The organism is Pseudomonas sp. ADAK2 TE3594 (assembly GCF_053628675.1).
This window is the reverse complement of record NZ_JBRJGV010000001.1, coordinates 5,162,756-5,185,668: the sequence shown is the minus strand read 5'-3', so window position 1 is coordinate 5,185,668 and position 22,913 is coordinate 5,162,756. Positions and strand designations below refer to the sequence as shown.

General features: G+C 60.6%; 22 protein-coding genes. 15 read left to right on the top strand and 7 right to left on the bottom strand.

The genetic code is table 11. The annotated features are described in order from the left end of the window. Positions 1-68: 68 nt before the first annotated feature. From AB7M22_RS23225 to AB7M22_RS23165, 13 genes are all read left to right on the top strand, one after another. Positions 69-1,340 (top strand): glutamate-5-semialdehyde dehydrogenase, encoded by a 1,272-nt coding sequence (locus tag AB7M22_RS23225; RefSeq protein ID WP_454187900.1) that lies wholly within the window; start codon positions 69-71, stop codon positions 1,338-1,340. A 1-nt stretch (position 1,341) separates the two neighbouring features. Continuing rightward, complete coding sequence (gene nadD / locus AB7M22_RS23220; RefSeq protein WP_008009047.1) at positions 1,342-2,031, top strand: nicotinate-nucleotide adenylyltransferase; 690 nt, start codon at positions 1,342-1,344, stop codon at positions 2,029-2,031. A 72-nt stretch (positions 2,032-2,103) separates the two neighbouring features. Continuing rightward, the gene (rsfS, locus tag AB7M22_RS23215) at positions 2,104-2,598 is read left to right on the top strand and encodes a ribosome silencing factor (RefSeq protein ID WP_007894356.1); all 495 of its coding nucleotides are present in this window, start codon (positions 2,104-2,106) and stop codon (positions 2,596-2,598) included. A gap of 9 nt (positions 2,599-2,607) precedes the next feature. After that, on the top strand, positions 2,608-3,075 hold the full coding sequence (gene rlmH, locus AB7M22_RS23210) for a 23S rRNA (pseudouridine(1915)-N(3))-methyltransferase RlmH (RefSeq protein ID WP_003185785.1): 468 nt from the start codon (positions 2,608-2,610) through the stop codon (positions 3,073-3,075). Positions 3,076-3,085: 10 nt separating this feature from the next. Beyond that, positions 3,086-4,981, top strand: a complete 1,896-nt coding sequence (gene mrdA / locus AB7M22_RS23205; RefSeq protein WP_454187899.1) for a penicillin-binding protein 2 — start codon at positions 3,086-3,088, stop codon at positions 4,979-4,981. A 31-nt stretch (positions 4,982-5,012) separates the two neighbouring features. Beyond that, entirely contained in the window at positions 5,013-6,116 is a 1,104-nt protein-coding gene (gene rodA / locus AB7M22_RS23200) for a rod shape-determining protein RodA (protein ID WP_046048707.1), read from the top strand. Between the two features lie 17 nt (positions 6,117-6,133). Beyond that, positions 6,134-7,144 carry a lytic murein transglycosylase B gene (gene mltB / locus AB7M22_RS23195; RefSeq protein WP_454187898.1) on the top strand — a complete coding sequence of 337 codons (1,011 nt, stop codon included), beginning with the start codon at positions 6,134-6,136 and terminating at the stop codon, positions 7,142-7,144. Next, a complete protein-coding gene (locus AB7M22_RS23190; RefSeq protein ID WP_123720531.1) occupies positions 7,144-8,154 on the top strand; it encodes a septal ring lytic transglycosylase RlpA family protein in 1,011 nt (336 codons plus the stop codon). Before mltB ends, AB7M22_RS23190 begins: the two co-directional genes overlap by 1 nt. Before the next feature lie 181 nt (positions 8,155-8,335). Further along, a complete protein-coding gene (locus tag AB7M22_RS23185; protein ID WP_008009060.1) occupies positions 8,336-9,493 on the top strand; it encodes a D-alanyl-D-alanine carboxypeptidase family protein in 1,158 nt (385 codons plus the stop codon). 80 nt (positions 9,494-9,573) lie between these two features. Next, positions 9,574-9,849 carry a DUF493 domain-containing protein gene (locus AB7M22_RS23180; RefSeq protein ID WP_008009062.1) on the top strand — a complete coding sequence of 92 codons (276 nt, stop codon included), beginning with the start codon at positions 9,574-9,576 and terminating at the stop codon, positions 9,847-9,849. Continuing rightward, the gene (gene lipB / locus AB7M22_RS23175; RefSeq protein WP_007894394.1) at positions 9,849-10,496 is read left to right on the top strand and encodes a lipoyl(octanoyl) transferase LipB; all 648 of its coding nucleotides are present in this window, start codon (positions 9,849-9,851) and stop codon (positions 10,494-10,496) included. Before AB7M22_RS23180 ends, lipB begins: the two co-directional genes overlap by 1 nt. Before the next feature lies 1 nt (position 10,497). Next, on the top strand, positions 10,498-11,520 hold the full coding sequence (gene lipA, locus AB7M22_RS23170; protein ID WP_007946663.1) for a lipoyl synthase: 1,023 nt from the start codon (positions 10,498-10,500) through the stop codon (positions 11,518-11,520). 177 nt (positions 11,521-11,697) lie between these two features. After that, entirely contained in the window at positions 11,698-12,648 is a 951-nt protein-coding gene (locus AB7M22_RS23165) for a S66 peptidase family protein (RefSeq protein WP_454187897.1), read from the top strand. A gap of 102 nt (positions 12,649-12,750) precedes the next feature. On the opposite strand, the gene AB7M22_RS23160 is transcribed toward AB7M22_RS23165, so the two are convergent. From AB7M22_RS23160 to leuS, 5 genes are all read right to left on the bottom strand, one after another. Continuing rightward, entirely contained in the window at positions 12,751-14,073 is a 1,323-nt protein-coding gene (locus AB7M22_RS23160; protein ID WP_454187896.1) for a lytic murein transglycosylase, read from the bottom strand. Between the two features lie 62 nt (positions 14,074-14,135). Further along, entirely contained in the window at positions 14,136-14,300 is a 165-nt protein-coding gene (gene arfA / locus AB7M22_RS23155) for an alternative ribosome rescue factor ArfA (protein ID WP_003176285.1), read from the bottom strand. A 257-nt stretch (positions 14,301-14,557) separates the two neighbouring features. Continuing rightward, positions 14,558-15,595, bottom strand: coding sequence for a DNA polymerase III subunit delta (gene holA, locus AB7M22_RS23150; protein WP_007894408.1), 1,038 nt, complete (start codon positions 15,593-15,595; stop codon positions 14,558-14,560). Positions 15,596-15,634: 39 nt separating this feature from the next. Beyond that, positions 15,635-16,240 carry an LPS-assembly lipoprotein LptE gene (locus AB7M22_RS23145; protein WP_008009080.1) on the bottom strand — a complete coding sequence of 202 codons (606 nt, stop codon included), beginning with the start codon at positions 16,238-16,240 and terminating at the stop codon, positions 15,635-15,637. Between the two features lie 89 nt (positions 16,241-16,329). Next, positions 16,330-18,936 (bottom strand): leucine--tRNA ligase, encoded by a 2,607-nt coding sequence (gene leuS, locus AB7M22_RS23140; RefSeq protein WP_454187895.1) that lies wholly within the window; start codon positions 18,934-18,936, stop codon positions 16,330-16,332. A gap of 280 nt (positions 18,937-19,216) precedes the next feature. Here leuS and AB7M22_RS23135 point away from each other — a divergent pair, with 280 nt between their 5' ends. After that, the gene (locus AB7M22_RS23135; protein ID WP_305424997.1) at positions 19,217-19,537 is read left to right on the top strand and encodes a hypothetical protein; all 321 of its coding nucleotides are present in this window, start codon (positions 19,217-19,219) and stop codon (positions 19,535-19,537) included. A 106-nt stretch (positions 19,538-19,643) separates the two neighbouring features. After that, positions 19,644-20,423, top strand: coding sequence for a YdcF family protein (locus tag AB7M22_RS23130; protein WP_454187894.1), 780 nt, complete (start codon positions 19,644-19,646; stop codon positions 20,421-20,423). A gap of 117 nt (positions 20,424-20,540) precedes the next feature. Here AB7M22_RS23130 and lnt read toward each other — a convergent pair whose 3' ends face one another. Further along, complete coding sequence (gene lnt, locus AB7M22_RS23125) at positions 20,541-22,064, bottom strand: apolipoprotein N-acyltransferase (protein WP_454187893.1); 1,524 nt, start codon at positions 22,062-22,064, stop codon at positions 20,541-20,543. 8 nt (positions 22,065-22,072) lie between these two features. After that, entirely contained in the window at positions 22,073-22,912 is an 840-nt protein-coding gene (locus AB7M22_RS23120; protein ID WP_007894419.1) for an HlyC/CorC family transporter, read from the bottom strand. Position 22,913: the final 1 nt, after the last annotated feature.

Sequence of the window (22,913 nt, the reverse complement as noted above, 5' to 3'; positions counted from 1 at the left end):
CGGGACGCGACAGCTATAATCTGCCGCTTTACTCTTTACCAAGACCTTAGCAAAGACCATTGCAGACCATGACTGAGTCCGTTCTTGACTATATGACCCGCTTGGGTCGCGCCGCCCGCGAAGCTTCCCGCGTGATCGGCCGTGCCAGCACCGCGCAGAAAAACCGCGCATTGCAGGCGGCTGCCAATGCGTTGGACGCTGCACGCGCCGAACTGACGGCTGCCAATGAACTGGATTTGGCCGCTGGCCGCGCCAACGGTCTGGAGCCTGCTCTGCTGGAACGCCTGGCACTGACCCCGGAGCGCATCGACGGCATGATCGTCGGTTTGCGTCAGGTCGCGGCACTGCCGGACCCGGTGGGTGCGATCCGCGACATGAGTTATCGCCCGTCTGGTATCCAGGTCGGCAAGATGCGCGTGCCATTGGGCGTGATCGGGATCATCTACGAATCACGGCCGAATGTGACCATCGATGCCGCCAGCCTGTGCCTGAAGTCCGGCAATGCGACCATCCTGCGTGGCGGTTCCGAGGCGATTCATTCCAACCGCGCCATTGCCGCCTGCATCCAGCGCGGCCTGGCCGAGGCCGATCTGCCGGCCGCCGTGGTGCAAGTGGTCGAAACCACCGACCGTGCGGCCGTCGGCGCGTTGATCACCATGCCGGAATACGTCGATGTCATCGTGCCCCGTGGTGGCCGTGGCCTGATCGAACGGGTCAGTCGCGATGCCCGCGTGCCCGTCATCAAGCACCTGGACGGCATCTGTCACGTCTACGTCAGTGCCCACGCCGATCTGCCGAAAGCCCAGCGCATTGCGTTCAATGCCAAGACTTACCGTTACGGTATCTGTGGCGCCATGGAAACCCTGCTGGTGGATCAGGCAGTCGCCAATGAGTTCCTGCCGTCGATGGCTGCCCGGTTCCGCGAAAAAGGCGTCGAACTGCGCGGTTGCGAGCGCACCCGGGCAATCATCGAGGCCGTTGCGGCCACCGAAGATGACTGGCTTACCGAATACCTGGCGCCGATTCTCTCGATCCGCGTGGTCGACGGTCTGGATCAGGCCATCGAGCACATTAATAAGTACGGCTCCCATCACACCGATTCGATCGTCAGCGAAAACCTGGCCGACACCCGGCGTTTCGTGGCTGAAGTCGATTCGTCTTCGGTCATGATCAACACCCCGACGTGCTTCGCCGATGGCTTCGAATACGGATTGGGTGCCGAGATTGGCATTTCTACTGATAAGCTGCACGCCCGCGGCCCGGTGGGCCTCGAAGGGCTGACCTGCGAGAAGTACATCGTGGTCGGTGACGGCCAGTTGCGCGGCCAGGAGTCGGTCTGACTTGGGCGACTTCGACCCGTCAGCCCAAGTGACCGCCAGCGAGCCCCAGCCTCGACGCATTGGCGTGCTGGGCGGGACCTTCGACCCGGTGCACATCGGCCATTTGCGCGGTGCATTGGAAGTCGCCGAATCGCTGGCGCTCGATGAATTGCGTCTGACGCCCAGTGCCCGGCCGCCTCATCGCGGCACGCCGCAGGTGTCGGCGAAGGACCGTCTGGCGATGGTCAAGTGCGCGGTGGCCGGTGTGCCGCCGTTGGTGGTGGACGCCCGCGAATTGCAGCGGGACAAACCGTCCTACACTATCGATACCCTGGAACTGATGCGCGCCGAATTGGCCGCCCCAGACCAGGTTTTTCTACTTTTGGGCTGGGACGCATTTTGCGGCCTGCCCACTTGGCACCGCTGGGAAGAGTTGCTCCAGCATTGCCACATCCTGGTGCTGCAACGCCCGGATGCCGACAGCGAACCGCCGGATGCCTTGCGCAATCTGTTGGCGGCACGCTCGGTGAGCGACCCGCTGGCCCTCAAAGGGCCGAGCGGACAGATTGCATTCGTCTGGCAGACGCCGCTCGCGGTATCCGCCACCCAGATCCGTCAACTGCTGGCCAGCGGTAAGTCGGTACGTTTCCTGGTGCCCGACGCGGTCCTGGCCTACATCGATGCGCACGGACTTTACCGTGCGTCGAACTGAAGAAGGGTGCGCTTCAAGGCACGTGAATGCGTGTATCGAAGCGCCCGAACATACGAGCAAAACGAGTTTTATATGACTGACAAAGACGTAAGCAAAGTAAAGCGCAAAGGCACGTTCAAGAGCGCCCCGCTGCCAGTAGAGGCACCCACCGGACCGGAGCTGCGCGGCGAAGAGCTGGTCAAGGTTGCCGTAGCAGCCCTGGAAGACGTCAAGGCCCAGGACATTCAGGTGATCGACGTTCGTGAAAAGCAGAGCATCACGGACTTCATGATCATCGCGACCGGTACTTCCAACCGCCAGATCGGCGCGATGCTGGACAAGGTCCGCGAGGCCGTCAAGGCTCAGGGCGTCAAGCCGCTGGGTGAAGAAGGCAAGGGCGACAGCGACTGGGTGTTGCTGGACATGGATGACGTCATCGTGCACATGATGACTGCTTCGGCTCGTCAGTTTTACGACCTGGAGCGTCTGTGGTCTGGTGCAGAACAGAGCCGTGCTCTGAACGCGGCTCACCACAGCCCGGAAAACACCCACGAGCATTTCATCAAGCTCAACAAAGACCAGCAATAAGGGAACGCTGTGCGACTGCGACTGATCGCCGTCGGTTCACGCATGCCCAAATGGGTGGAAGAAGGCTGGCATGAATATGCCAAGCGTCTTCCGTCCGAGCTGGCGCTGGAACTGGTGGAAATTCCGCTCAACACTCGCGGCAAGAACGCCGACGTGGCGCGCTTTATCCGTCAGGAAGGCGAAGCCATGCTGGCCAAGGTCGGGCCGAACGAGCGCATTGTCACCCTCGAAGTCCACGGCAAGCCCTGGAGCACCGAGCAACTGGCGGTCGAACTCGATCGCTGGCGGCTGGACTCGCGCACGGTGAATTTCATGGTCGGCGGCCCCGAAGGGCTGGCGCCGGAAGTCTGTGCCCGGGCGGATCAACGCTGGTCGTTGTCACCGTTGACGTTGCCGCACCCGCTGGTGCGGATTCTGATCGGCGAACAGCTGTATCGTGCCTGGACAGTGTTGTCCGGCCACCCTTACCACAAGTAGTTCTGCCCTCATGCCCCAGCCGATCCGTATCAAGGACCACGAAAAAGACGCCCGTCTGGTGCGTGGCCGCGTCGTGTTCGGGGCCATTGCAGTGGTGGCGCTGATTGGCGTGCTGATCGCGCGGCTGTATTTCCTTCAAGTGATCCAGTACGAGTACCACTCGACCCTTTCGGAAAACAACCGCGTCCATGTACAGCCGATTCCGCCGACTCGCGGGTTGATCTTCGACCGCAATGGCGTGGTGGTGGCCGACAACCGGCCGAGCTTCAGCCTGAGCATGACCCGCGAACGCTCCGGTGACTGGCAGCAAGTGCTCGACGTGATCGTCGAGGTGCTGGAGCTGACGCCCGAGGACCGGGTGATCTTCGAGAAGCGCATGCGTCAGGGGCGCCGACCGTTTGAGCCGGTGCCAATCCTGTTCGAGCTGACCGAAGAGCAGATCGCCCGCATCGCGGTGAACCAGTTCCGCCTGCCTGGTGTGGAAGTGGTCGCGCAGCTGGTGCGGCATTACCCGCAGGGCGCGCACTTTGCGCACTCGGTGGGTTACATGGGGCGGATCAACGAGAAAGAGCTCAAGTCTCTGGACCCGGTGAGTTACAGCGGTACCCATCAAATTGGCAAAACCGGCATCGAACGATTCTACGAGCCGGAATTGCACGGTCAGGTCGGTTACGAAGAAGTCGAGACCAACGCCCGTGGCCGCGTGCTGCGGGTGCTCAAACGTACCGAACCGATTTCCGGCAAGGACATCGTCCTGAGCCTGGACATCAAACTGCAGGAAGCCGCCGAAGCCGCACTGGGCGGTCGCCGTGGCGCGGTGGTGGCGCTGGACCCGAAAACCGGCGAAGTGCTGGCGATGGTCAGTCAGCCGAGTTTCGACCCGAACCTGTTCGTCACCGGCATCAGCTTCAAAGCCTATTCCGAGTTGCGCGATTCCATCGACCGGCCACTGTTCAACCGCGTGTTGCGCGGTCTGTATCCGCCGGGCTCGACGATTAAACCGGCGGTGGCGATTGCCGGTCTGGATGCGGGCGTGGTTACGGCGTCGACCCGGGTCTACGACCCCGGTTATTACCAATTGCCCAACTACGATCACAAATACCGTAACTGGAACCGCACCGGCGACGGCTATGTGGATCTGGACACGGCGATCATGCGTTCCAATGACACCTACTTCTATGACCTGGCCCACAAGCTGGGGATCGATCGGCTGTCGGCGTACTTGAGCAAGTTCGGCATTGGCCAGAAAGTCTCCCTGGACATGTTCGAAGAGTCGCCGGGGTTGATGCCGACCCGGGAATGGAAGCGCGCGACCCGTCGTCAGGCCTGGTTCCCGGGCGAGACGCTGATTCTGGGGATCGGTCAAGGCTATATGCAGTCGACTCCGCTGCAACTGGCGCAGGCCACAGCGTTGGTGGCCAACAAAGGCGTCTGGAATCGTCCGCACCTGGCGAAGACTGTCGAAGGCGAGCGGCCGAAGGACGAAAACCCCATGCCGGACATCGTCCTGCGTGACCCGTCGGACTGGACCAAGGTCAACCACGGCATGCAGCAGGTGATGCACGGTGCCCGCGGTACGGCGCGCAAGGCCTCCATCGGTGCTCAATACCGGATTGCCGGCAAGAGTGGTACGGCTCAGGTGGTCGCGATCAAGCAGGGTGAAAAGTACGACCGCTCCAAGGTTCAGGAGCGTCACCGCGACCACGCCTTGTTCGTCGGTTTCGCGCCGGCCGACAACCCGCAAATCGTGGTGTCGGTGATGGTCGAAAACGGCGAGTCCGGTTCCGGCGTCGCCGCGCCTGTGGTGCGTCAAATCATGGACGCCTGGCTCCTGGACCAGGACGGCCGACTGAAAGCCGAATACGCCAGCCCTATCAGTGCGGAGGCTACGGCCCGTGAAGAGTAATTTCGATCGCATCCTCTCCAGCGAGGATGTGATGCGTCGCCGTGCGACGCTGCTGCAACGCATGCACATCGACGGCCCGTTGCTGATCCTGCTGTTGACCCTGGCTGCCGGAAGCCTGTTTGTGCTGTATTCGGCCAGCGGCAAAAGCTGGGATCTGCTGGCCAAGCAAGCCACTTCCTTCGGCATCGGCCTGGTATCGATGATCGTCATCGCCCAATTCGAGCCGCGCTTCATGGCCCGCTGGGTGCCGGTCGGTTATGTGGTCGGCGTGCTGTTGCTGGTGGTGGTGGATGTCATGGGCCACAACGCCATGGGCGCCACGCGCTGGATCAACATTCCCGGGGTGATCCGCTTCCAGCCCTCGGAGTTCATGAAGATCCTGATGCCGGCGACCATCGCCTGGTATCTGTCCAAGCGCACCTTGCCACCGCAGCTCAAGCATGTGGGCGTCAGTCTGTTTCTGATCGGGTTGCCGTTCATCCTGATCGTGCGTCAACCCGACCTCGGCACTTCGCTGCTTATCCTCGCCGGTGGCGCGTTCGTTCTGTTCATGGGCGGCCTGCGCTGGCGCTGGATCCTCAGCGTGATTGCCGCGGCTGTGCCGGTGGCGGTCGGCATGTGGTACTTCATCATGCACGACTACCAGAAGCAGCGAATCCTGACCTTCCTCGATCCCGAGAGTGATCCGCTGGGCACGGGCTGGAACATCATTCAGTCGAAAGCGGCCATCGGTTCCGGCGGCGTGTTCGGCAAAGGCTGGTTGCTTGGCACTCAGTCGCACCTGGACTTCCTGCCGGAAAGCCACACCGACTTCATTATTGCGGTGATGGGCGAAGAGTTCGGCCTGGTGGGCATCTGCGCACTGTTGCTGATTTATCTGTTGTTGATCGGTCGCGGGCTGGTGATTACCGCCCAGGCTCAGACATTGTTCGGCAAATTGCTCGCGGGCAGCCTGACCATGACGTTTTTTGTTTACGTTTTCGTCAACATCGGTATGGTCAGTGGCCTGTTGCCGGTTGTAGGGGTGCCGTTGCCGTTCATTAGCTACGGAGGAACTTCGCTGGTGACGCTACTGTCAGCGTTTGGGGTTTTGATGTCGATCCATACCCATCGTAAGTGGATCGCACAGGTTTGAATAAGGTGAAGATTTCAATGCAAGTAATGCGTGGCTGGGCGACTCGATACGCGCCATGGGTCGGCCTGGTAAGCATCCTTGGCACAGCGCAGGAAGCGTTGGCCGGCGATTACGAAGGCTCACCCCAGGTGGCCGAGTTCGTCGGTGAAATGACCCGCGACTATGGCTTTGCCGGTGAACAGCTGATGGGCGTGTTCCGCGAAGCCGAGCGCAAACAGTCGATTCTGGACGCGATCTCCAAACCCGCCGAACGGGTTAAACAGTGGAAAGAATATCGCCCGATGTTCATCACCGATGCGCGCATCGCCCGTGGTGTGGACTTCTGGCGCCAGCACGAAGCGGCCCTGGCTCGTGCCGAGCAGGAATACGGCGTGCCGGCGCAGGTGATCGTCTCGATCATCGGCGTCGAGACCTTTTTCGGTCGCAATACCGGCAATTTCCGGGTAATCGATGCCTTGTCGACCCTGGGTTTCGACTATCCTCCCCGTGCCGAATTCTTCCGCAAGGAATTGCGTGAATTCCTGCTGCTGGCCCGTGAGGAGCAGGTCGACCCGTTGACCCTCAAAGGCTCTTACGCCGGGGCCATGGGCTTGCCGCAATTCATGCCGAGCAGTTTTCGCGCCTATGCGGTGGATTTCGACGGTGACGGCCACATTAATATCTGGACCAACCCGGTTGATGCCATTGGCAGCGTCGCCAGTTATTTCAAGCGTCACGGCTGGGTCGCCGGTGAACCTGTGGTCAGCCGCGCCGATGTGCGTGGCGATCAGGTAGACGAGGGTTTGACCGCCGGCATCGAGCCGACGAAAACCGTCGGGGAGTTGCGGGCGCTGGGCTGGTCGAGTCATGATGCGCTGCGCGATGATATGCCGGTCACGGCTTTTCGCCTGGAAGGTGACAATGGCCCCGAATACTGGATGGGCCTGACGAATTTTTACGCAATCACGCGTTATAACCGCAGCGTGATGTACGCCATGGCCGTACATCAACTGTCTGAACAGCTGGTCCAAGCACGGGGCGTCAAGTAATGCGGGCATTGCCTATGAATAAACCCCTGAAGCTCATGGCGTTCGCCGCGTTGACGGTCCTGGTCGCCAGTTGTTCGACCAGCCGCGCGCCGGCTCAGAAGTCTCCGACCGCCGTTCGTTCGGCACCTGGCCTGGATATCAACCGGGCTCACAAGGATGGTGCACCCTGGTGGGACGTCGACGTATCGCGCATCCCGGATGCCACGCCGACCCTGCACAGCGGTCCTTATAAAGCCAACCCGTATACCGTGCTGGGCAAGACTTACTTCCCGCTGCAAGAATCCAAGACCTATGTGGCCTCGGGCACGGCGTCCTGGTACGGCACCAAGTTCCATGGCCAGAACACCGCCAACGGCGAAGTCTATGACCTTTACGGTATGAGCGCCGCGCACAAGACCTTGCCACTGCCCAGTTACGTTCGGGTGACCAACCTGGACAACAACAAGAGCGTGATCCTGCGGGTCAACGACCGTGGGCCGTTCTACTCGGACCGGATCATCGACTTGTCCTATGCAGCGGCCAAGAAGCTCGGCTATGCCGAAACCGGTACGGCGCGGGTCAAGGTCGAAGGCATCGACCCGCAGCAATGGTGGGCACAGAAAGGCCGTCCGGCACCGTTGATGCTTAACGAGCCGCAAGTGGCGCAAAATGCCGCGCCGACCGTGACGGCCTCCACCGGCACCGTCGAGCAGTGGACGCCACCGCCGCAGCAACACGCCGCGGCCGTTGTGCCCGTGCAGATCGATGCAAAAAAAAACGCTTCTGTACCAGCCTCTGGCCAGTATCTGCAGGTGGGCGCGTTCGCCAACCCGGACGCTGCAGAACTCCTGAGATCGAAGCTCAGCGGGATGGTGAGCGCTCCGGTGTTCATCAGCTCGATCGTGCGTAACCAACAGACACTGCATCGGGTGCGCCTGGGGCCGATCGGCTCGCCGGGTGAAATCCAGCAGGTGCAGAACAGCGTGCGGCTGGCCAATCTCGGTTCGCCGAGCCTGGTCAGCGCCGAGTAACACGTAGTACTTGATTGACGGTTCGCTTGCGGTTTGGGGGGCGAACCGGGTTGTTGGCTCGTGAAGAACAAAAGCCCGGCAAGGGTTACAGAGTGAGCAACTGAACACGCGACAGCTTTTTAGAAAGCTGTCTGATTAGTTTTGCCCTCGGGCAGTTTCCATTAGCGATTTCGAGAGACGGATGAACATCACCACCTTTGCCAAACGCCTGTGCCTGCTAGTCCCGCTGCTCCTCTCGCCTGCCGCATTCGCGGTCGAGATGATGCCGTCGCCACCGCAACTGGCCGCCAAAGCCTACGTACTCATGGACGCCAGCAGCGGCAACGTGCTGGTCGAGAACAACGGTGACCAGCGTCTGCCGCCGGCCAGCCTGACCAAGCTGATGACCGCGTACATCGCGACCCTGGAAATCCGTCGTGGCCAGATCGGTGAAAACGATCCGGTGACCGTCAGCGAAAACGCCTGGCGTACCGGCGGTTCGCGGATGTTCATCAAGGTTGGCTCGCAGGTTACTGTCAGCGACTTGCTGCACGGCATCATCATTCAGTCGGGTAACGACGCCAGTGTTGCGCTCTCCGAGCACATCGCCGGCAGCGAAGACGCGTTCGCCGACATGATGAACAAAACCGTGGCCGACCTGGGCATGACCAACAGCCACTTCATGAACCCGACCGGTCTGCCAAACCCTGAGCACTACTCGTCGGCTCACGACATGGCCGTGCTGGCTCGCGCGATCATCCACGAAGACCCGGCTCACTATGCGATCTACTCGCAGAAAGAGTTCTTCTGGAACGGCATCAAGCAACCTAACCGCAACCTGCTGCTGTGGCGTGACAAGACCGTCGACGGTCTGAAAACCGGTCACACCGACGAAGCCGGCTACTGCATGGTGTCTTCGGCTGTACGTGATGGCATGCGCCTGATCGCGGTGGTGTTCGGCACCAACAGCGAAGTGGCTCGCGCGTCTGAAACCCAGAAGCTGCTGACCTACGGTTTCCGCTTCTTCGAAACCCAGACCTTCTATCAGAAAGGCGCCGAGCTGGCTCAGGCCCCTGTCTGGAAAGGCAGCACCAATCAAGTCAAGGCCGGCCTGGCTCAAGACCTGACCATGACCCTGCCCAAAGGCCAGCTGAAAAAGCTCGCCGCCAGCATGACCATGAACCCGCAACTGGTCGCGCCAATCGCCAAGGGCGATGTGATCGGTAAAGTCGAAGTGAAACTGGACGACAAAGTGGTGCACAGCGCCGACCTGATCGCTCTGGACGCAGTCGACGAGGGTGGTATCTTCCGCCGCATGTGGGATAGCATCCGTCTATTCTTCTACGGCTTGTTCAACTGAATTAGTGTGGACCTGCATGGCCTCGTTCCAATCCGGAGCGGGGCCATGTCCGTTGCCACGGCTTACGAGGCCGTTACGCCATGACAGACACTGAAGTAAAGGCGCCAAAAATCGAATTCCCCTGCGCGGATTACCCGATCAAGGTAATCGGCGACACCGGCGTGGGTTTCAAGGACAAGATCATCGCGATCCTTGAGAAACACGCGACCGTTGACCACAACACCTTTGCCGAACGGCAGAGTACCAACGGCAAGTACACGACCATCCAGTTGCACATCATCGCCACCGGCCAGGAACAGCTGTACGACATCAACAGCGAGTTGCGGGCTACCGGTTTCGTGCACATGGTGTTGTGATGCCTGGCACGCTGGGCTTTCGCGAACTCGGTCAGATGGCTTACGAGCCGGTCTGGCATGCCATGCAGCGCTTCACCAACGAACGCGGCAGCGATGCCGCCGACGAAGTCTGGCTGGTGGAACACCCGCCGGTGTTCACCCAGGGCCAGGCCGGCAAGGCTGAACACTTGCTGCTGCCAGGGGACATTCCGGTGGTGAAGGTCGACCGCGGTGGTCAGGTGACTTACCACGGTCCCGGCCAATTGGTGGCCTACCTGTTGCTGGACGTGCGCAAGCTGGGGTTCGGCGTGCGTGATCTGGTCAGCCGCATGGAGCAATGCCTGATCGAGCTGCTGGCCAGCTACGGCGTGACCGCGGTGGCCAAGCCGGATGCACCGGGTGTCTATGTCGATGGCGCGAAAATCGCTTCTCTGGGTCTGCGGATCCGCCACGGTTGCTCCTTTCATGGCCTGGCCTTGAACGTGGATATGAACCTGGAACCGTTTCGACGGATTAATCCCTGCGGCTACGCCGGGCTGGCAATGACCCAGCTGCGCGATCACGCAGGATCGATTGAATTTGCCGAGGTAAGTGCCCGGCTGCGCGCGCAGCTCGTCAAACACCTCGACTATGCTGAGCAGACGACCCTAACGGGCGGAATCGACTGATATGACTACTGATGCAGTGCAAACCATGATCCCGACGCTCGATGTCACCGAGCGTCCGGCCCCGCGTGCCAAGGTTGAAGCCGGCGTCAAGCTGCGCGGCGCCGAGAAGGTTGCACGCATCCCGGTGAAGATCATCCCGACCACTGAACTGCCGAAGAAACCTGACTGGATTCGCGTGCGCATCCCGGTTTCCCCGGAAGTCGACCGCATCAAGGCCTTACTGCGTAAACACAAGCTGCACAGCGTTTGCGAAGAGGCGTCCTGCCCGAACCTGGGCGAGTGCTTCTCCGGTGGCACCGCGACCTTCATGATCATGGGTGACATCTGCACCCGTCGCTGCCCGTTCTGCGACGTTGGCCATGGTCGTCCGAAGCCACTGGACGTCAACGAGCCGGAAAGCCTGGCCATTGCCATCGCCGACCTGAAACTCAAGTACGTCGTAATCACCTCGGTAGACCGCGACGACCTGCGTGACGGCGGTGCCCAGCATTTTGCCGACTGCATCCGCGAAATCCGCAAACTCTCGCCGAACGTGCAGCTCGAAACCCTGGTCCCGGACTACCGTGGCCGCATGGACGTCGCGCTGGAAATCACCGCCGCCGAGCCGCCTGATGTGTTCAACCACAACCTGGAAACCGTGCCGCGCCTGTACAAGGCCGCGCGTCCGGGTTCGGATTACCAGTGGTCGCTGACCCTGCTGCAACGCTTCAAGCAGATGATGCCGCACATTCCGACCAAGTCCGGTTTGATGCTGGGCCTGGGCGAAACCGACGAAGAAGTCATCGAAGTCATGAAGCGCATGCGCGAACACGACATCGACATGCTGACCCTGGGCCAGTACCTGCAGCCGTCCCGCAGCCACTTGCCGGTCCAGCGCTTCGTGCACCCGGACACCTTCGCCTGGTTTGCCGAGGAAGGTTACAAGATGGGCTTCAAGAACGTCGCTTCCGGCCCGTTGGTACGTTCCTCGTACCACGCCGACGAGCAGGCGAAACTGGTCAAGGCCGAGCTGATGTCGTCCTGATCCTGCTTTAAGAAAAAGAACAGGCCCGCAAGGCTTTCCAGGCCTTGCGGGCGTTTTTTTGCGGTGCCCACACCCATTTCAGTCTTTTCCTGCAAGCCATGGGGCGACTGACCCTCTTCTGTTTATTCCCGTTCCTGACTACTGTGTGCTCAAACGTTCACACAGGGAGAATCATGGATGACTGCTCGACCGACCCACACCCTTTGTCCACATGCCCCCGTTCCGGCCTTGCCGCCTACAGGGCTGATCGGCGTGATCGCGCCTGCCGGGCCCGCAGCGCTGGACACCGATAAAGCCATCGGCTGGATGCGCGCTCGTGGCTATTCGCTGCGCGTGTTTCCCGGCGTTTATGAGCAAGAGGGTTATCTGGCCGGCAGTGATGATGTGCGGCTCAATGACCTGCATGGTGCATTCGCCGACAGCGAGGTCGATGCCATCATCTGTCTGCGTGGCGGTTACGGTACGCCGCGTTTGCTCGATCGCATCGATTTCGAATTGCTGCGCAACAATGCCAAGCCGTTTATTGGCTACAGCGACGTCACTGCACTGCACTCGGCCATCAGTCGTTATGCCGGGTTCGTGACTTTCCATGGCCCGATGCTCAACGCTGACCTGCTGGGTGACAAGCAGCAACCCACCGAGTTCTCGTTTTTCAACATACTGCGCGGGCAGGTGAAGGCGGGCAGTGTGCTTTCTCACCCGGTGGCCTGGCCGTTGACCACAATCGAGCCCGGCATCGCTCACGGGCGTTTGCTGGGGGGCAATCTGTCGATGATTGCCGCGACCATGGGCACGCCTTACGAGATCGATGCCGAGGGCGTCATTCTGTTCATCGAGGACATCAACGAGCCGCTGTATCGCATCGACCGGCTGCTGACTCATTTGCGTCTGGCCGGCACGCTGCACAAGCTGCGCGGGGTTCTGGTGGGGGATGTGGCTGGGGTTGATGCGATTGCGCTGGAGAAGTTGCTCAAGCAGACCTTTGCGCCGTTGCGCATCCCCGTGCTGGCCGGATGGCGTAGCGGGCATTGTGATCCGAATCTGACGCTGCCGATGGGCGCGCTGGTCAGGCTGGATGCGGGGGAAAAGGCGTTGGTGTTGGAGCAGGATGTAGTGATCAAGCGGTAGTTCGTTAGCGCCTGATAGTCAGTCTTCGCGGGCAAGCCTCGCTCCTACGCAATTGTCGGGTCGTCATAAACCCTGTAGGAGCGAGGCTTGCCCGCGAAGCTTCTAGCGGCTACGCAACCCTTCCAGCAACTTGTGCGTCGGATAACCATCTGCCGGCCAGCCAAACGATTGTTGCGCACTGCGGATCGCTTTGCGGGTATTGGCGCCGATAATCCCGTCGGCGGTCCCAGCGTCGTAGTTCTGGGCGCTCAGCAGGTTTTGCAGCTCGATTCGCTCGGTACGGCTCAGCGGCAAGTCATCTTTTGGCCATAGACCGCTGATCAAACCGCCGCCATTGAAGCGCTCGGACAACAGACTCACGGCCAAGGCATAGGACGAAGAGTTGTTGTACTTGAGAATCGCGCGGAAGTTATCGAGGACCAGGAACGCCGGGCCACGATAGCCTGCCGGCAGCAGCAGGGCGGCCGACAGGTGTTCGGAGCCTGCTGGAACCTGGCCGCCATTGGGCAGGGTCACCCCCAGTTGTCGCCACTCGGCAACGCTCTTGCGAATCGTGCCATCGGCCAGGGCGTAATTGAAGCCGCTTGGCAATTGCGCTTCGAAGCCCCAGGGCTGGCCTTTCTGCCAGCCGGAGCTTTGCAGATAGTGCGCGGTCGAGGCCAATGCATCAGCGGAGCTGTTCCAGATGTCGCGGCGGCCATCGCCGTCAAAGTCCACAGCGTGGGTATTGTAGGTGGTCGGAATGAACTGGGTCTGACCCATGGCGCCCGCCCATGAACCGAGCATTTTCTCCGGCTCGATATCACCCTGCTGCAGGATTTGCAGGGCAGCGATCAGTTGCGCATGGGCAAAGCCCGGACGTCGACCTTCATAAGCCAGGGTCGCCAGGGAGTTGATCACCGACTTGTTGCCCTGGAACTGCCCGAAATTACTCTCCATGCCCCACACCGCGACCAATGCCTGGCGGTCGACGCCGTAGCGCTGCTCGATGCTTTGCAGGATGTCGGCGTACTGGCTGACCAGTGCCTGACCTTTGCGTACTCGCAGCGGCGACAGTGCGCCATCGAGGTACTCCCACACCGGACGAGTAAATTCCGGTTGGCTGCGATCGGCACGGATCACGCTGTCGTCCATGCTGACATTGGCAAAAGCACGATCGAACAGGTCGGCGCGAATACCGGCGGCGAGGGCGTCTTTACGAAAACCCGCCTGCCATTCGGCAAAGGTCTGGGTAGGCTGGATGTCGAGATTCTCACCGTTCGGAACCACCGGCGGAATGATCGCAGGGGCCGTCGCAACGGTGCGGGTCTGAAGCGGTTGGGCGTCGGCGGCGGTGGGTTTTTCCGCGCAGGCGACAAGCAGAACGAGGCTGGAGGCAGCTATCAGTTGGCTAAGGTGCCAACGACGGGAAAGACAAAGGGGCATGCACAGGTCCAGAGGATACGAATCAGGTGCAGACCTTAACATGTTGAGCGATGGCTTGCCTTTCAGGCCGCCAGAAAGTAAGAAGCCTCCCAGCTATTAGACTGGAAGGCTTCGCGGCGGTAGCTGCCTTTGCCCTTGCCGGCTCGTTCCTGACGGCTGCGGAACAGTGGCTGGGCGATGATGGATTTGGCCTTGTTGGGGCCATGTTTGGATGGCTTTTTGCTCATGATGGTCTCTCGCAAGTGAGTGGGTTTTGCGGGGGGAATAATCTGCCGAAGCAAGGATTCTGTCTAGCCCCTACATTGTGTAGGACCTTTCGGCATTCTTTGTAGTGAGATTGGTTTTTGTGGCGAGGGGGTTTGCCCCCGTTGGGCTGCGAAGCAGCCCCCAAACCGGCTGTGGAGGTACAACAGGTAAAACGCGTTGATCGAATTTACGACTGCTGCGCAGCCGGACGGGGGCAAGCCCCCTCGCCACAAAAACATTACTCGGCAGGCAGCGACAATCTCTGGCCAGCCATCAACAGCGTCAACCGACTAAGGCTCATCCACGGCGAACCCGCCGCCTGGCCTTTGATCTGTGCGTCGATGCGCTGGGCTTCGAGCAGCAACTGCGCCCAGCGTTGCGCCGAGTAGCGTTGCAGCGCCTTGCTCATCAGTGGTTTGCGTTTGTCCCAGATCGGCGGTCGGGCCTGGCTGAAGGCTTTGTCCAGCGGCACGCCCTGGCTGTATTGCAGCGACAGGTTGGCCAGCAGGCGCAGCTCTCGGGCCAGCGCCCAGAGAATCACCGGCGGTTCGACACCTTCGCCGCGCAACCCTTCGAGCATGCGCAGCGCGTGAGCAGCCTCGCCATTAAGAATCGCATCGGTCAGGCCGAAGACGTCGAAACGCGCACTATCGGCCACTGCCGCTTGCACGGTTTCGACGGTGATCTGGCCACCCTCGGCCATCAGCTTGAGCTTTTCGATTTCCTGAGCGGCAGCCAGCAAGTTGCCTTCGACCCGAGCGGCGATCAGTTCGACGGCGTCCTGACTGGCTGAAAGCCCGGCCTGGGACAGGCGTTGACGGATCCAGCTCGGCAACTGATTGGTGTCCACGGGCCAGATCTGCACGAACTGGGTTTGCGGACCTTCAATCAGCGCCTTGCCCCACTTGGTTTTCTGCGCGCTGCCGTCAAGCTTGGGCAGGCTGATCAGCAGCACCGTGTCTTCGGCCGGGCGCGAGCAATACTCAATGAATGCTGCGGCGCCTTTGTCTCCGGGTTTGCCGGAGGGCAGACGCAATTCCAGAAGACGTTTTTCGGCGAACAGCGACATGCTGGCGCCGGCCTGCAGCAGCGTACCCCAGTCGAAACTGGCGTCGGCGGCGAAGACCTGGCGTTCATCGAAACCTTGTTGGCGGGCAGCCGCGCGAATGGCGTCGGCGGCTTCCTGACACAGCAATGGGTCATCGCCACTGATGACGTAGACCGGCGCGAGGGCGCCTTGCAGGTGTTTACCGAGTTGGGCGGGGGCGAGTTTCATAAGAAGAGGCGAACGGGGCGCGTGAGCGCCCCGTAAGGCTTATTGCTGCGGCAGTTCGACAGGCGACTGACGCGGCGTCTCCGCTTCAGTCTTCTGCGCCGCTTCCAATGCGTCGGCGTCAGCCTTGGCCCTGGCTTCAGCGGTCTGTTGCATCTGTTCAAGCTGAGTCGGGGTCAGCTGTTGCAGACGCAGCATCATGCGTTGCACCAGTTCACGACGCATTTCCTTGCGGGCATCGTTGGCTTCCTGGTCAGAACCCACCAGGTTGTTGCCGTCATGGATGAAGACTTTCTGTACTTCGAGTTTGTCGCTCAACAGTGGCAGGTTGCCCTGGCCCCGGATGTCGTAGTTCAGCACAGTGTTCACCTGGTACTCGCCAGTCCGGCCGGCACCGGCATAACTGAGGATGCGCTGGCTTTCCTGCTCATCGGCCAGATACAGCTTGTAAGGCGCGCCGCTGTAGACCTTGACGCCGCTGCTTTCCAGCACCTGACGCAGTTGCGTCACGGTTTCGCCGTAGGCGTTGCGGGCGCTCAGGTCGAGTTCCTTGATCGCCAGTTCGGTGGTGCCGGTGCCGCGCAGCTGGAAACCACAGGCGCTCAGCAGGACCGCAAGGCCCATCACCAGCAAATTGCGTTTGATCATCTTGTTGCTCCCCTTGAAACCATGTGGGCCGGTCAAGCGGCCCGAAAGGTTTTACTCGGCGCCAGGCATGACCTGGCGCCTGATCCAATTTAGCTGGCGACGATATTGACCAGTTTCCCGGGCACTACGATCACTTTGCGAATAGTCAGGCCATCGACGAAGCGCAGGACGTTTTCGTTGGCCCGTGCAGCCGCTTCGACTTCTTCGCGGCTGGCGCTGGCCGGCATTTCGATGTGGCCGCGCAGCTTGCCGTTGACTTGAATGACAAGCTGCAGGCTGTCCTGTACCAGGGCGCTTTCGTCCAGCACCGGCCAACCGGCATCGATTACCGGGTCAGCATGGCCCAGTCGATGCCACAGTTCGTGGCTGATGTGCGGGGTGATCGGTGCCAGCAGCAGGACTACGGTTTCCAGACCTTCGTGAATCAGTGCGCGATCCTGTTCGGTGCCTTGCGCGGCTTTTTCCAGCACGTTCATCAGCGTCATCACTTGGGCGATGGCGGTGTTGAATTTGTGGTTCTGGCCGACGTCGTGGCTGGCCTGCTTGATGGCCTGGTGGATCGAACGGCGAATGGCTTTCTGCTCGTCGTTCAGGCTGGCGACGTCCAGTTTGCCCGGCAGGCCCTGAGTGACGTGCGCTTGAGCCAGGCGCCAGACGCGCTTGAGGAAGCGGTGCGAACCCTCTACGCCGGAATCGGACCATTCCGCACTCATGTCGGGTGGCGAGGCGAACATCATGAACAGGCGGCAGGTGTCTGCGCCGAACTGGTCAATCATCGACTGTGGGTCGACGCCGTTGTTTTTTGACTTGGCCATCTTCTCGGTGCCACCGATTTCCACCGGCAGGCCGTCCGCGATCAGCTTGGCGCTAATAACCTTGGCCTTGCTGTCACGCTCAAGCTCCACGTCCGCCGGGTTGAACCACGTATAGGCCCCGTTGGCTTCGCGACGATAGTAAGTTTCGGCGATGACCATGCCCTGGGTCAGCAGGTTCTTGAACGGCTCGTTGGAACTCACCAGGCCTTCGTCGCGCATCAGCTTGTGGAAGAAGCGCGCGTAGAGCAGGTGAAGAATCGCGTGTTCGATACCGCCGATGTACTGATCAACCGGCAACCAATGGTCGGCTGCCGATTTTTCCACCAGACCGCCTTCATAGTGCGGCGAGGCGTAACGGGCGTAGTACCACGAGGACTCGACGAAGGTATCCATGGTGTCGGTTTCACGCTTGGCCGGTGCGCCGCATTTCGGGCAAGCGCACTCGTAGAACTCAGGCATGCGCGCCAATGGCGAACCAGCGCCGTCCGGTACGACGTCTTCCGGCAGCACGACTGGCAACTGATCTTCAGGGACCGGCACATCACCGCAGGCGTTGCAGTGGATGATCGGAATCGGGCAGCCCCAGTAGCGCTGACGGCTGATACCCCAGTCGCGCAGGCGGAACTGGGTGCGCGAGGCGCCGAGGTTTTTCTTGATCAGCGCGACTTCCATGGCGTCGAAGGCGCCTGCGAAGTCGAGGCCGTCGAATTCGCCGGAGTTGATCAGCGTGCCGTGCTCGCCGTACGCATCCTGCCAAGGGGCCGGGTTGGTGTCACCGGAACTTGTGCGCACCACGGATTTGATTGGCAGGTTGTACTTGGTGGCGAACTCGAAATCACGTTCGTCGTGCGCCGGAACGGCCATTACCGCGCCGTCGCCGTAGTGCATCAGTACATAGTTGGCGACCCACACCGGGAGTTTCTCACCGGTCAGCGGATGCTCGACGAACAGCGAGGTCGGCAGGCCTTTTTTCTCTTGAGTGGCGACGTCGGCTTCAGCGACGCTGCCGCCCTTGCATTCAGCGATGAACGCCTGCAGCTCTGGGTTGTTCTGCGCGGCCAGGGTCGCCAGATGGTGTTCGGCGGCTACGGCAACGTAGGTCGCGCCCATCAGGGTGTCCGGACGGGTCGTGAACACTTTCAACGCGCCGGCTTCGCCGATGGAAGCGACGTCGTACGGGAACTGCACTTCCATGCCGCGGGACTTGCCGATCCAGTTGCGCTGCATGGTCTTGACCTGTTCAGGCCAGCCAGTCAGTTCGTCGAGGCTCTCCAGCAGCTCATCCGCGTAAGCGGTGATCTTGAAGTAGTACATCGGAATTTCGCGCTTTTCGATCAGCGCGCCGGAACGCCAGCCGCGACCGTCGATCACTTGCTCGTTGGCCAGAACGGTCTGGTCGACCGGGTCCCAGTTCACGGTGCCGCTTTTTTTGTAAATCACGCCTTTTTCGAACAGGCGAGTGAACAGCCATTGTTCCCAGCGGTAGTAATCCGGCTTGCAGGTGGTCACTTCGCGCGACCAGTCCACTGCCAGGCCCAGGCTGCGCAGCTGGCTTTTCATGTAGGCGATGTTTTCGTAGGTCCACTTGGCGGGCGCTACGTTGTTCTTCATCGCGGCGTTTTCCGCCGGCATGCCGAAGGCGTCCCAACCCATGGGTTGCAGGACGTTCTTGCCTTGCATGCGCTGGTAGCGGGAGATCACGTCGCCGATGGTGTAGTTGCGCACGTGCCCCATGTGTAGCTTGCCGCTGGGGTAAGGGAACATCGACAGGCAGTAGAACGTCTCCTTGCCTGGCTGTTCACTGACTTCAAAGGACTTTTGCTCGTCCCAGAACGACTGGGCGGCGGCTTCGATTTCACGGGGCTGATATTGTTCGTGCATGGCTACTTTTGAACTGAATAGGGGTGGCCTAATCCTCTTCAATGCAACGCTGGACGGTGAGAACGCCAAATCGACGTTTCGGTGCCCAGACGAGCTGGAAGTGGAGTTACAGGAAGCGCCGTAGCATACATGACCGCACTCTACCGAGGGAAACCCTGATTACACGCAAGGACGCGGCCAATACCCGCCCCGAGGGCCGTTGGTCGCGGCACTCAGCCGGTTTTTTCAGCGAGGCTAAGCTCTAAAAGGGGAGTGAGTCTTATCTTCAATGAGGTGATGGATGGTTGAGTCACAGCAAAAAGCTACAAAACCGGAGCTGTACGAAAGACTGATAGACCGTCTCGCAATGGCCCTGGATGTGGCCAAAACTGCCGGTCGGCTTCGCGATGAGCGTCCCCTGGAGCTGGAGCTGCGTGGTTTGAGCCCCGCAGAGTTTGAACTGGTCAAGGCGTATCTGGACCGTAGTGAACGTGAGACGCACGGATGCTTGTCAGCAGCAATGAAGCAACTCGAGGCGCCACGTTCGGCCAATATCATCTGGCTCAAGGATAAGGCACCCGGCAAAGGCGCGGTAAAGGTCCGGTCTTTGCAATTCAAGTAAGAGCACTTGAAGCCGTTGGATATGCTTTTTTGAAGCAAAGTCCTTCCGCATTTGTTGTCGCATTGCGTCAATCCACCTAGGCTTCGGGCATCTATGGAGATGCCCGATGCCTTTTCGTTATTTCATTAAACAACTTCTATTGCCTCCCGGCATTTTATTGCTGTTGCTGGTGCTTGCCTGGTGGTGGCGCCGCTCAAGGCCGAGGCTGGCGGGGTTGTGTTTCATCCTGGGCGTGGGCGGTTTCTGGTTGATGAGCCTGCCAGTGATGGTGGAGTGGAGTGCCAAGGCCCTGGAGCGCGAGCCGGCGCTGGCACGCGAGGAATGGCCAACCTTGGGCCGACGGGCGGACGCAATCGTGGTGCTGGGTTCAGGGCGTGAGCGTGGCGACCCGGCCTGGGGCGTTGACCAGCCGACCGGCGTAGGCCTGGGGCGCGAGCGCTATGCCGCGCGCCTGGCCAAGGCGTCCGGTTTGCCGATTCTGACCAGTGGCGGCCTGCATTACGGCTCGCCACCGACCGAAGCGAAGCTGATGGCGGACTCATTGCTCGATGATTTTGGTGTGACGGTGCGCTGGCAGGAAGGGCGCAGCCGCACGACTTGGGAAAATGCGCAATTCAGCGCCCAGGTATTGTTGCCGGAAGGGATCAAGCGGGTGGTGGTCGTGACTCAGGCCTGGCACATGCCGAGAGCGGTCTGGAGTTTCCAGCAGGCGGGATTTGAGGTGGTGCCCGCGCCAGTGGGGTTTTTAGGCGTGGACAATGCCCGGCCGCTGGGCGGCTGGATGCCGGAATTCAAATCGATCTGGCAGAGCGGGCAGTTGATGAATGAGGCGGTGGGGCAGGTCGGGTATTCGTTGTTTTATCGAGGCGATGTCGACCCTGATTGATATTGCGCCTGTGATGCCGTCTTCGCGAGCAAGCCCGCTCCCACAGTAGATCTGCCGTGAACACCGTATGTGTGAACACTCGAGATCCAATGCAGGAGCGGGCTTGCTCGCGAAGCTTTAAACGGTCTTCGCCATCCGGTTCGCAACCAACGCCCAGCCAAACAACAACACGCAACTGATGATCAACGGCCACGAACGCCATTCCAGGTAGGGCGTCAGGTTGTGCATCGGCACCACTTCGCCATACAGAATGCCTCGTTCGAACTGCGGGATCTGCGCAGTGATCTGGCCAAACGGGTTGATCAGGCCGGTCACGCCGTTGTTGGTGGCGCGGATCATCCAGCGGCCGGCTTCAAGTGCGCGCATCTGCGCCATCTGCAAATGTTGCAGCGGGCCGATCGAGGTGCCGAACCAGGTGTCGTTGCTGATGGTCAGCAGCAAATCGCTGCGGGCGGCGAGGCCGGCGGCGAATTCCGGGTAGACCACTTCGTAGCAGATGAACGGCGCAATCTGATAACCCTTGGCTTGCAGCAGCGCTTGATCGGCCGGCCCTCGGGCAAAGTCGGACATCGGCAGGTCGAAGAACGCGATCAGGCCGCGCAAGACTTCCTGCAATGGAACGTATTCGCCGAACGGCACCAGTTTCTGCTTCAGGTAAGTGCCATCGCCTTCACCAACAACGGTAATACCGTTGAAGAAGCGCTTCTCGTGATGGACTTCCTGGCGAATCGGCACGCCGGTAATCAGCGCGGATTTACGCTCGGCGGCGAAGCTTCCCATCATGTTCAGGTAGCCCTCGGCGGACTCCTTGAGCACCGGGACTGCGGTTTCCGGCCAGATCAGCAGGTCGACGCGTTTGGAGCTGAAGCTCATGTCGCGGTACAGCGCCAGCTGCGCATTGAGCTGCGACGGATCCCACTTCATGCTTTGTTCGATGTTGCCCTGAAGCGCCGCAACGCTCAGTGGTGCGCCCGCCGGGCTGGTCCAGGCATGTTCCTTGAGCGCCATGCCGGCCACCCAAGGGCCAGCCAGCAGTAACACGCCGACAGCGATGAAGCCTTTACGGCCAGTGCGCACCAGTCGCATAGCGTTGTAGATCAGCGCAGCCGTCAGGGCCAGGGTGAAGGAAATCAGCCACATTCCGCCGACCGGCGCGAGCCCGGCCAGTGGGCCATCGAGCTGGCTATAGCCGGAATAGAGCCATGGGAAGCCGGTAAGGAACCAACCGCGAAAGGCTTCCTGACCCACCCACAACGCCGCAAATGCCAAAGCATCGGCCAGCGGCGCTTCGTTACGGCGCAGCCAGCGCGCCCAAATCCAGGCGGGCAAAGCGAAGAACCAGGCGATCGCCGCAGTGAAGAGCAGCATCAAGAACCCGGCCAACAGTACAGATGCGCCGCCGAAGTTGTGAATGCTGTAGTAGATCCAGCTGGTGCCCGCGGCAAACAGGCCGAAACCGAAACACCAGCCACGGCCCAAGGCCTGACGGGGGCTCAGTTCGCGCAAACCGGCGTAAAAGAAACCGACCGCCAGCAATGCCAGCGGCCAGATATCGAACGGCGCCAGGGCCAGAGTGGTGAGTGCACCGGCCGCCACGGCCAGCAGGTTACCGGGCCAGCCGGGGCGGGTTACGCGGAGCATGTCAATCCTTAACGGGCAATAGGTGTCAGACGCAGCAAGTGAATCCGACGGCTGTCGGCGTTCAGGATGCGGAAGCGATAGGCGCCGATTTCAGTGATTTCGTTACGTTTTGGCAAGTGCCCGAACGCGCTCATCACCAAGCCGCCGACGGTGTCGAATTCATCGTCGGAGAATTCGCTGTCGAAGAACTCGTTGAAGTTATCGATCGGCGTCAGGGCCTTGATCAGGAAGTCACCGCTGGGCAGCGGTTTGATGTAGCTGTCTTCTTCGACGTCGTGCTCGTCTTCGATGTCGCCGACGATCTGTTCCAGCACGTCTTCGATGGTCACCAGACCGGCCACGCCGCCATATTCGTCAATGACGATGGCCATGTGGTTATGGTTGGCGCGGAACTCGCGCAGCAGCACATTCAGGCGCTTGGACTCGGGCACGAACGTGGCCGGGCGCAGCAGGTCCTTGATGTTGAAGCTGTCGCCGTTCTCCTTGAGGATCAATGGCAGCAAGTCCTTGGCCAGCAACACGCCCATCACGTCATCGTGGCTTTCGCCGATCACCGGGTAGCGGGAGTGGGCCGAGTCGACCACTGCGGGCAGGAACTCGCGGGGTGTCTGGGTCGCCTTGATGCTGATCATCTGCGAGCGCGGGACCATGATGTCCCGTACTTGCAGGTCTGCAACCTGGATGGCGCCTTCGACGATGGCCAGCGCTTCGCTGTCCAGCAACTTGTTTTGATGTGCATCGCGCAGCAGCTCCAGCAGCTCCTGGCGGTTCTTCGGCTCGTGGGCAAAAGCCTGGGTGAGCTTACCCAGCCATGACTTCTGCCCGTTGCTCGATCGATCTTCGCTCATA

Bases quoted from the DNA above. Each gene is read 5' to 3' on its own strand.
- AB7M22_RS23130 (WP_454187894.1), top strand. From the start codon at position 19,644: ATGCCTTTTCGTTATTTCATTAAACAACTTCTATTGCCTCCCGGCATT.
- lipA (WP_007946663.1), top strand. From the start codon at position 10,498: ATGACTACTGATGCAGTGCAAACCATGATCCCGACGCTCGATGTCACC.
- mltB (WP_454187898.1), top strand. From the start codon at position 6,134: ATGCAAGTAATGCGTGGCTGGGCGACTCGATACGCGCCATGGGTCGGC.
- AB7M22_RS23160 (WP_454187896.1), bottom strand. From the start codon at position 14,073: ATGCCCCTTTGTCTTTCCCGTCGTTGGCACCTTAGCCAACTGATAGCT.
- AB7M22_RS23185 (WP_008009060.1), top strand. From the start codon at position 8,336: ATGAACATCACCACCTTTGCCAAACGCCTGTGCCTGCTAGTCCCGCTG.
- leuS (WP_454187895.1), bottom strand. From the start codon at position 18,936: ATGCACGAACAATATCAGCCCCGTGAAATCGAAGCCGCCGCCCAGTCG.
- holA (WP_007894408.1), bottom strand. From the start codon at position 15,595: ATGAAACTCGCCCCCGCCCAACTCGGTAAACACCTGCAAGGCGCCCTC.
- rsfS (WP_007894356.1), top strand. From the start codon at position 2,104: ATGACTGACAAAGACGTAAGCAAAGTAAAGCGCAAAGGCACGTTCAAG.
- AB7M22_RS23225 (WP_454187900.1), top strand. From the start codon at position 69: ATGACTGAGTCCGTTCTTGACTATATGACCCGCTTGGGTCGCGCCGCC.
- lnt (WP_454187893.1), bottom strand. From the start codon at position 22,064: ATGCTCCGCGTAACCCGCCCCGGCTGGCCCGGTAACCTGCTGGCCGTG.
- lipB (WP_007894394.1), top strand. From the start codon at position 9,849: ATGCCTGGCACGCTGGGCTTTCGCGAACTCGGTCAGATGGCTTACGAG.
- rodA (WP_046048707.1), top strand. From the start codon at position 5,013: ATGCGTCGCCGTGCGACGCTGCTGCAACGCATGCACATCGACGGCCCG.
- AB7M22_RS23190 (WP_123720531.1), top strand. From the start codon at position 7,144: ATGCGGGCATTGCCTATGAATAAACCCCTGAAGCTCATGGCGTTCGCC.
- AB7M22_RS23120 (WP_007894419.1), bottom strand. From the start codon at position 22,912: ATGAGCGAAGATCGATCGAGCAACGGGCAGAAGTCATGGCTGGGTAAG.
- mrdA (WP_454187899.1), top strand. From the start codon at position 3,086: ATGCCCCAGCCGATCCGTATCAAGGACCACGAAAAAGACGCCCGTCTG.
- AB7M22_RS23165 (WP_454187897.1), top strand. From the start codon at position 11,698: ATGACTGCTCGACCGACCCACACCCTTTGTCCACATGCCCCCGTTCCG.
- arfA (WP_003176285.1), bottom strand. From the start codon at position 14,300: ATGAGCAAAAAGCCATCCAAACATGGCCCCAACAAGGCCAAATCCATC.
- AB7M22_RS23180 (WP_008009062.1), top strand. From the start codon at position 9,574: ATGACAGACACTGAAGTAAAGGCGCCAAAAATCGAATTCCCCTGCGCG.
- AB7M22_RS23145 (WP_008009080.1), bottom strand. From the start codon at position 16,240: ATGATCAAACGCAATTTGCTGGTGATGGGCCTTGCGGTCCTGCTGAGC.
- AB7M22_RS23135 (WP_305424997.1), top strand. From the start codon at position 19,217: ATGGTTGAGTCACAGCAAAAAGCTACAAAACCGGAGCTGTACGAAAGA.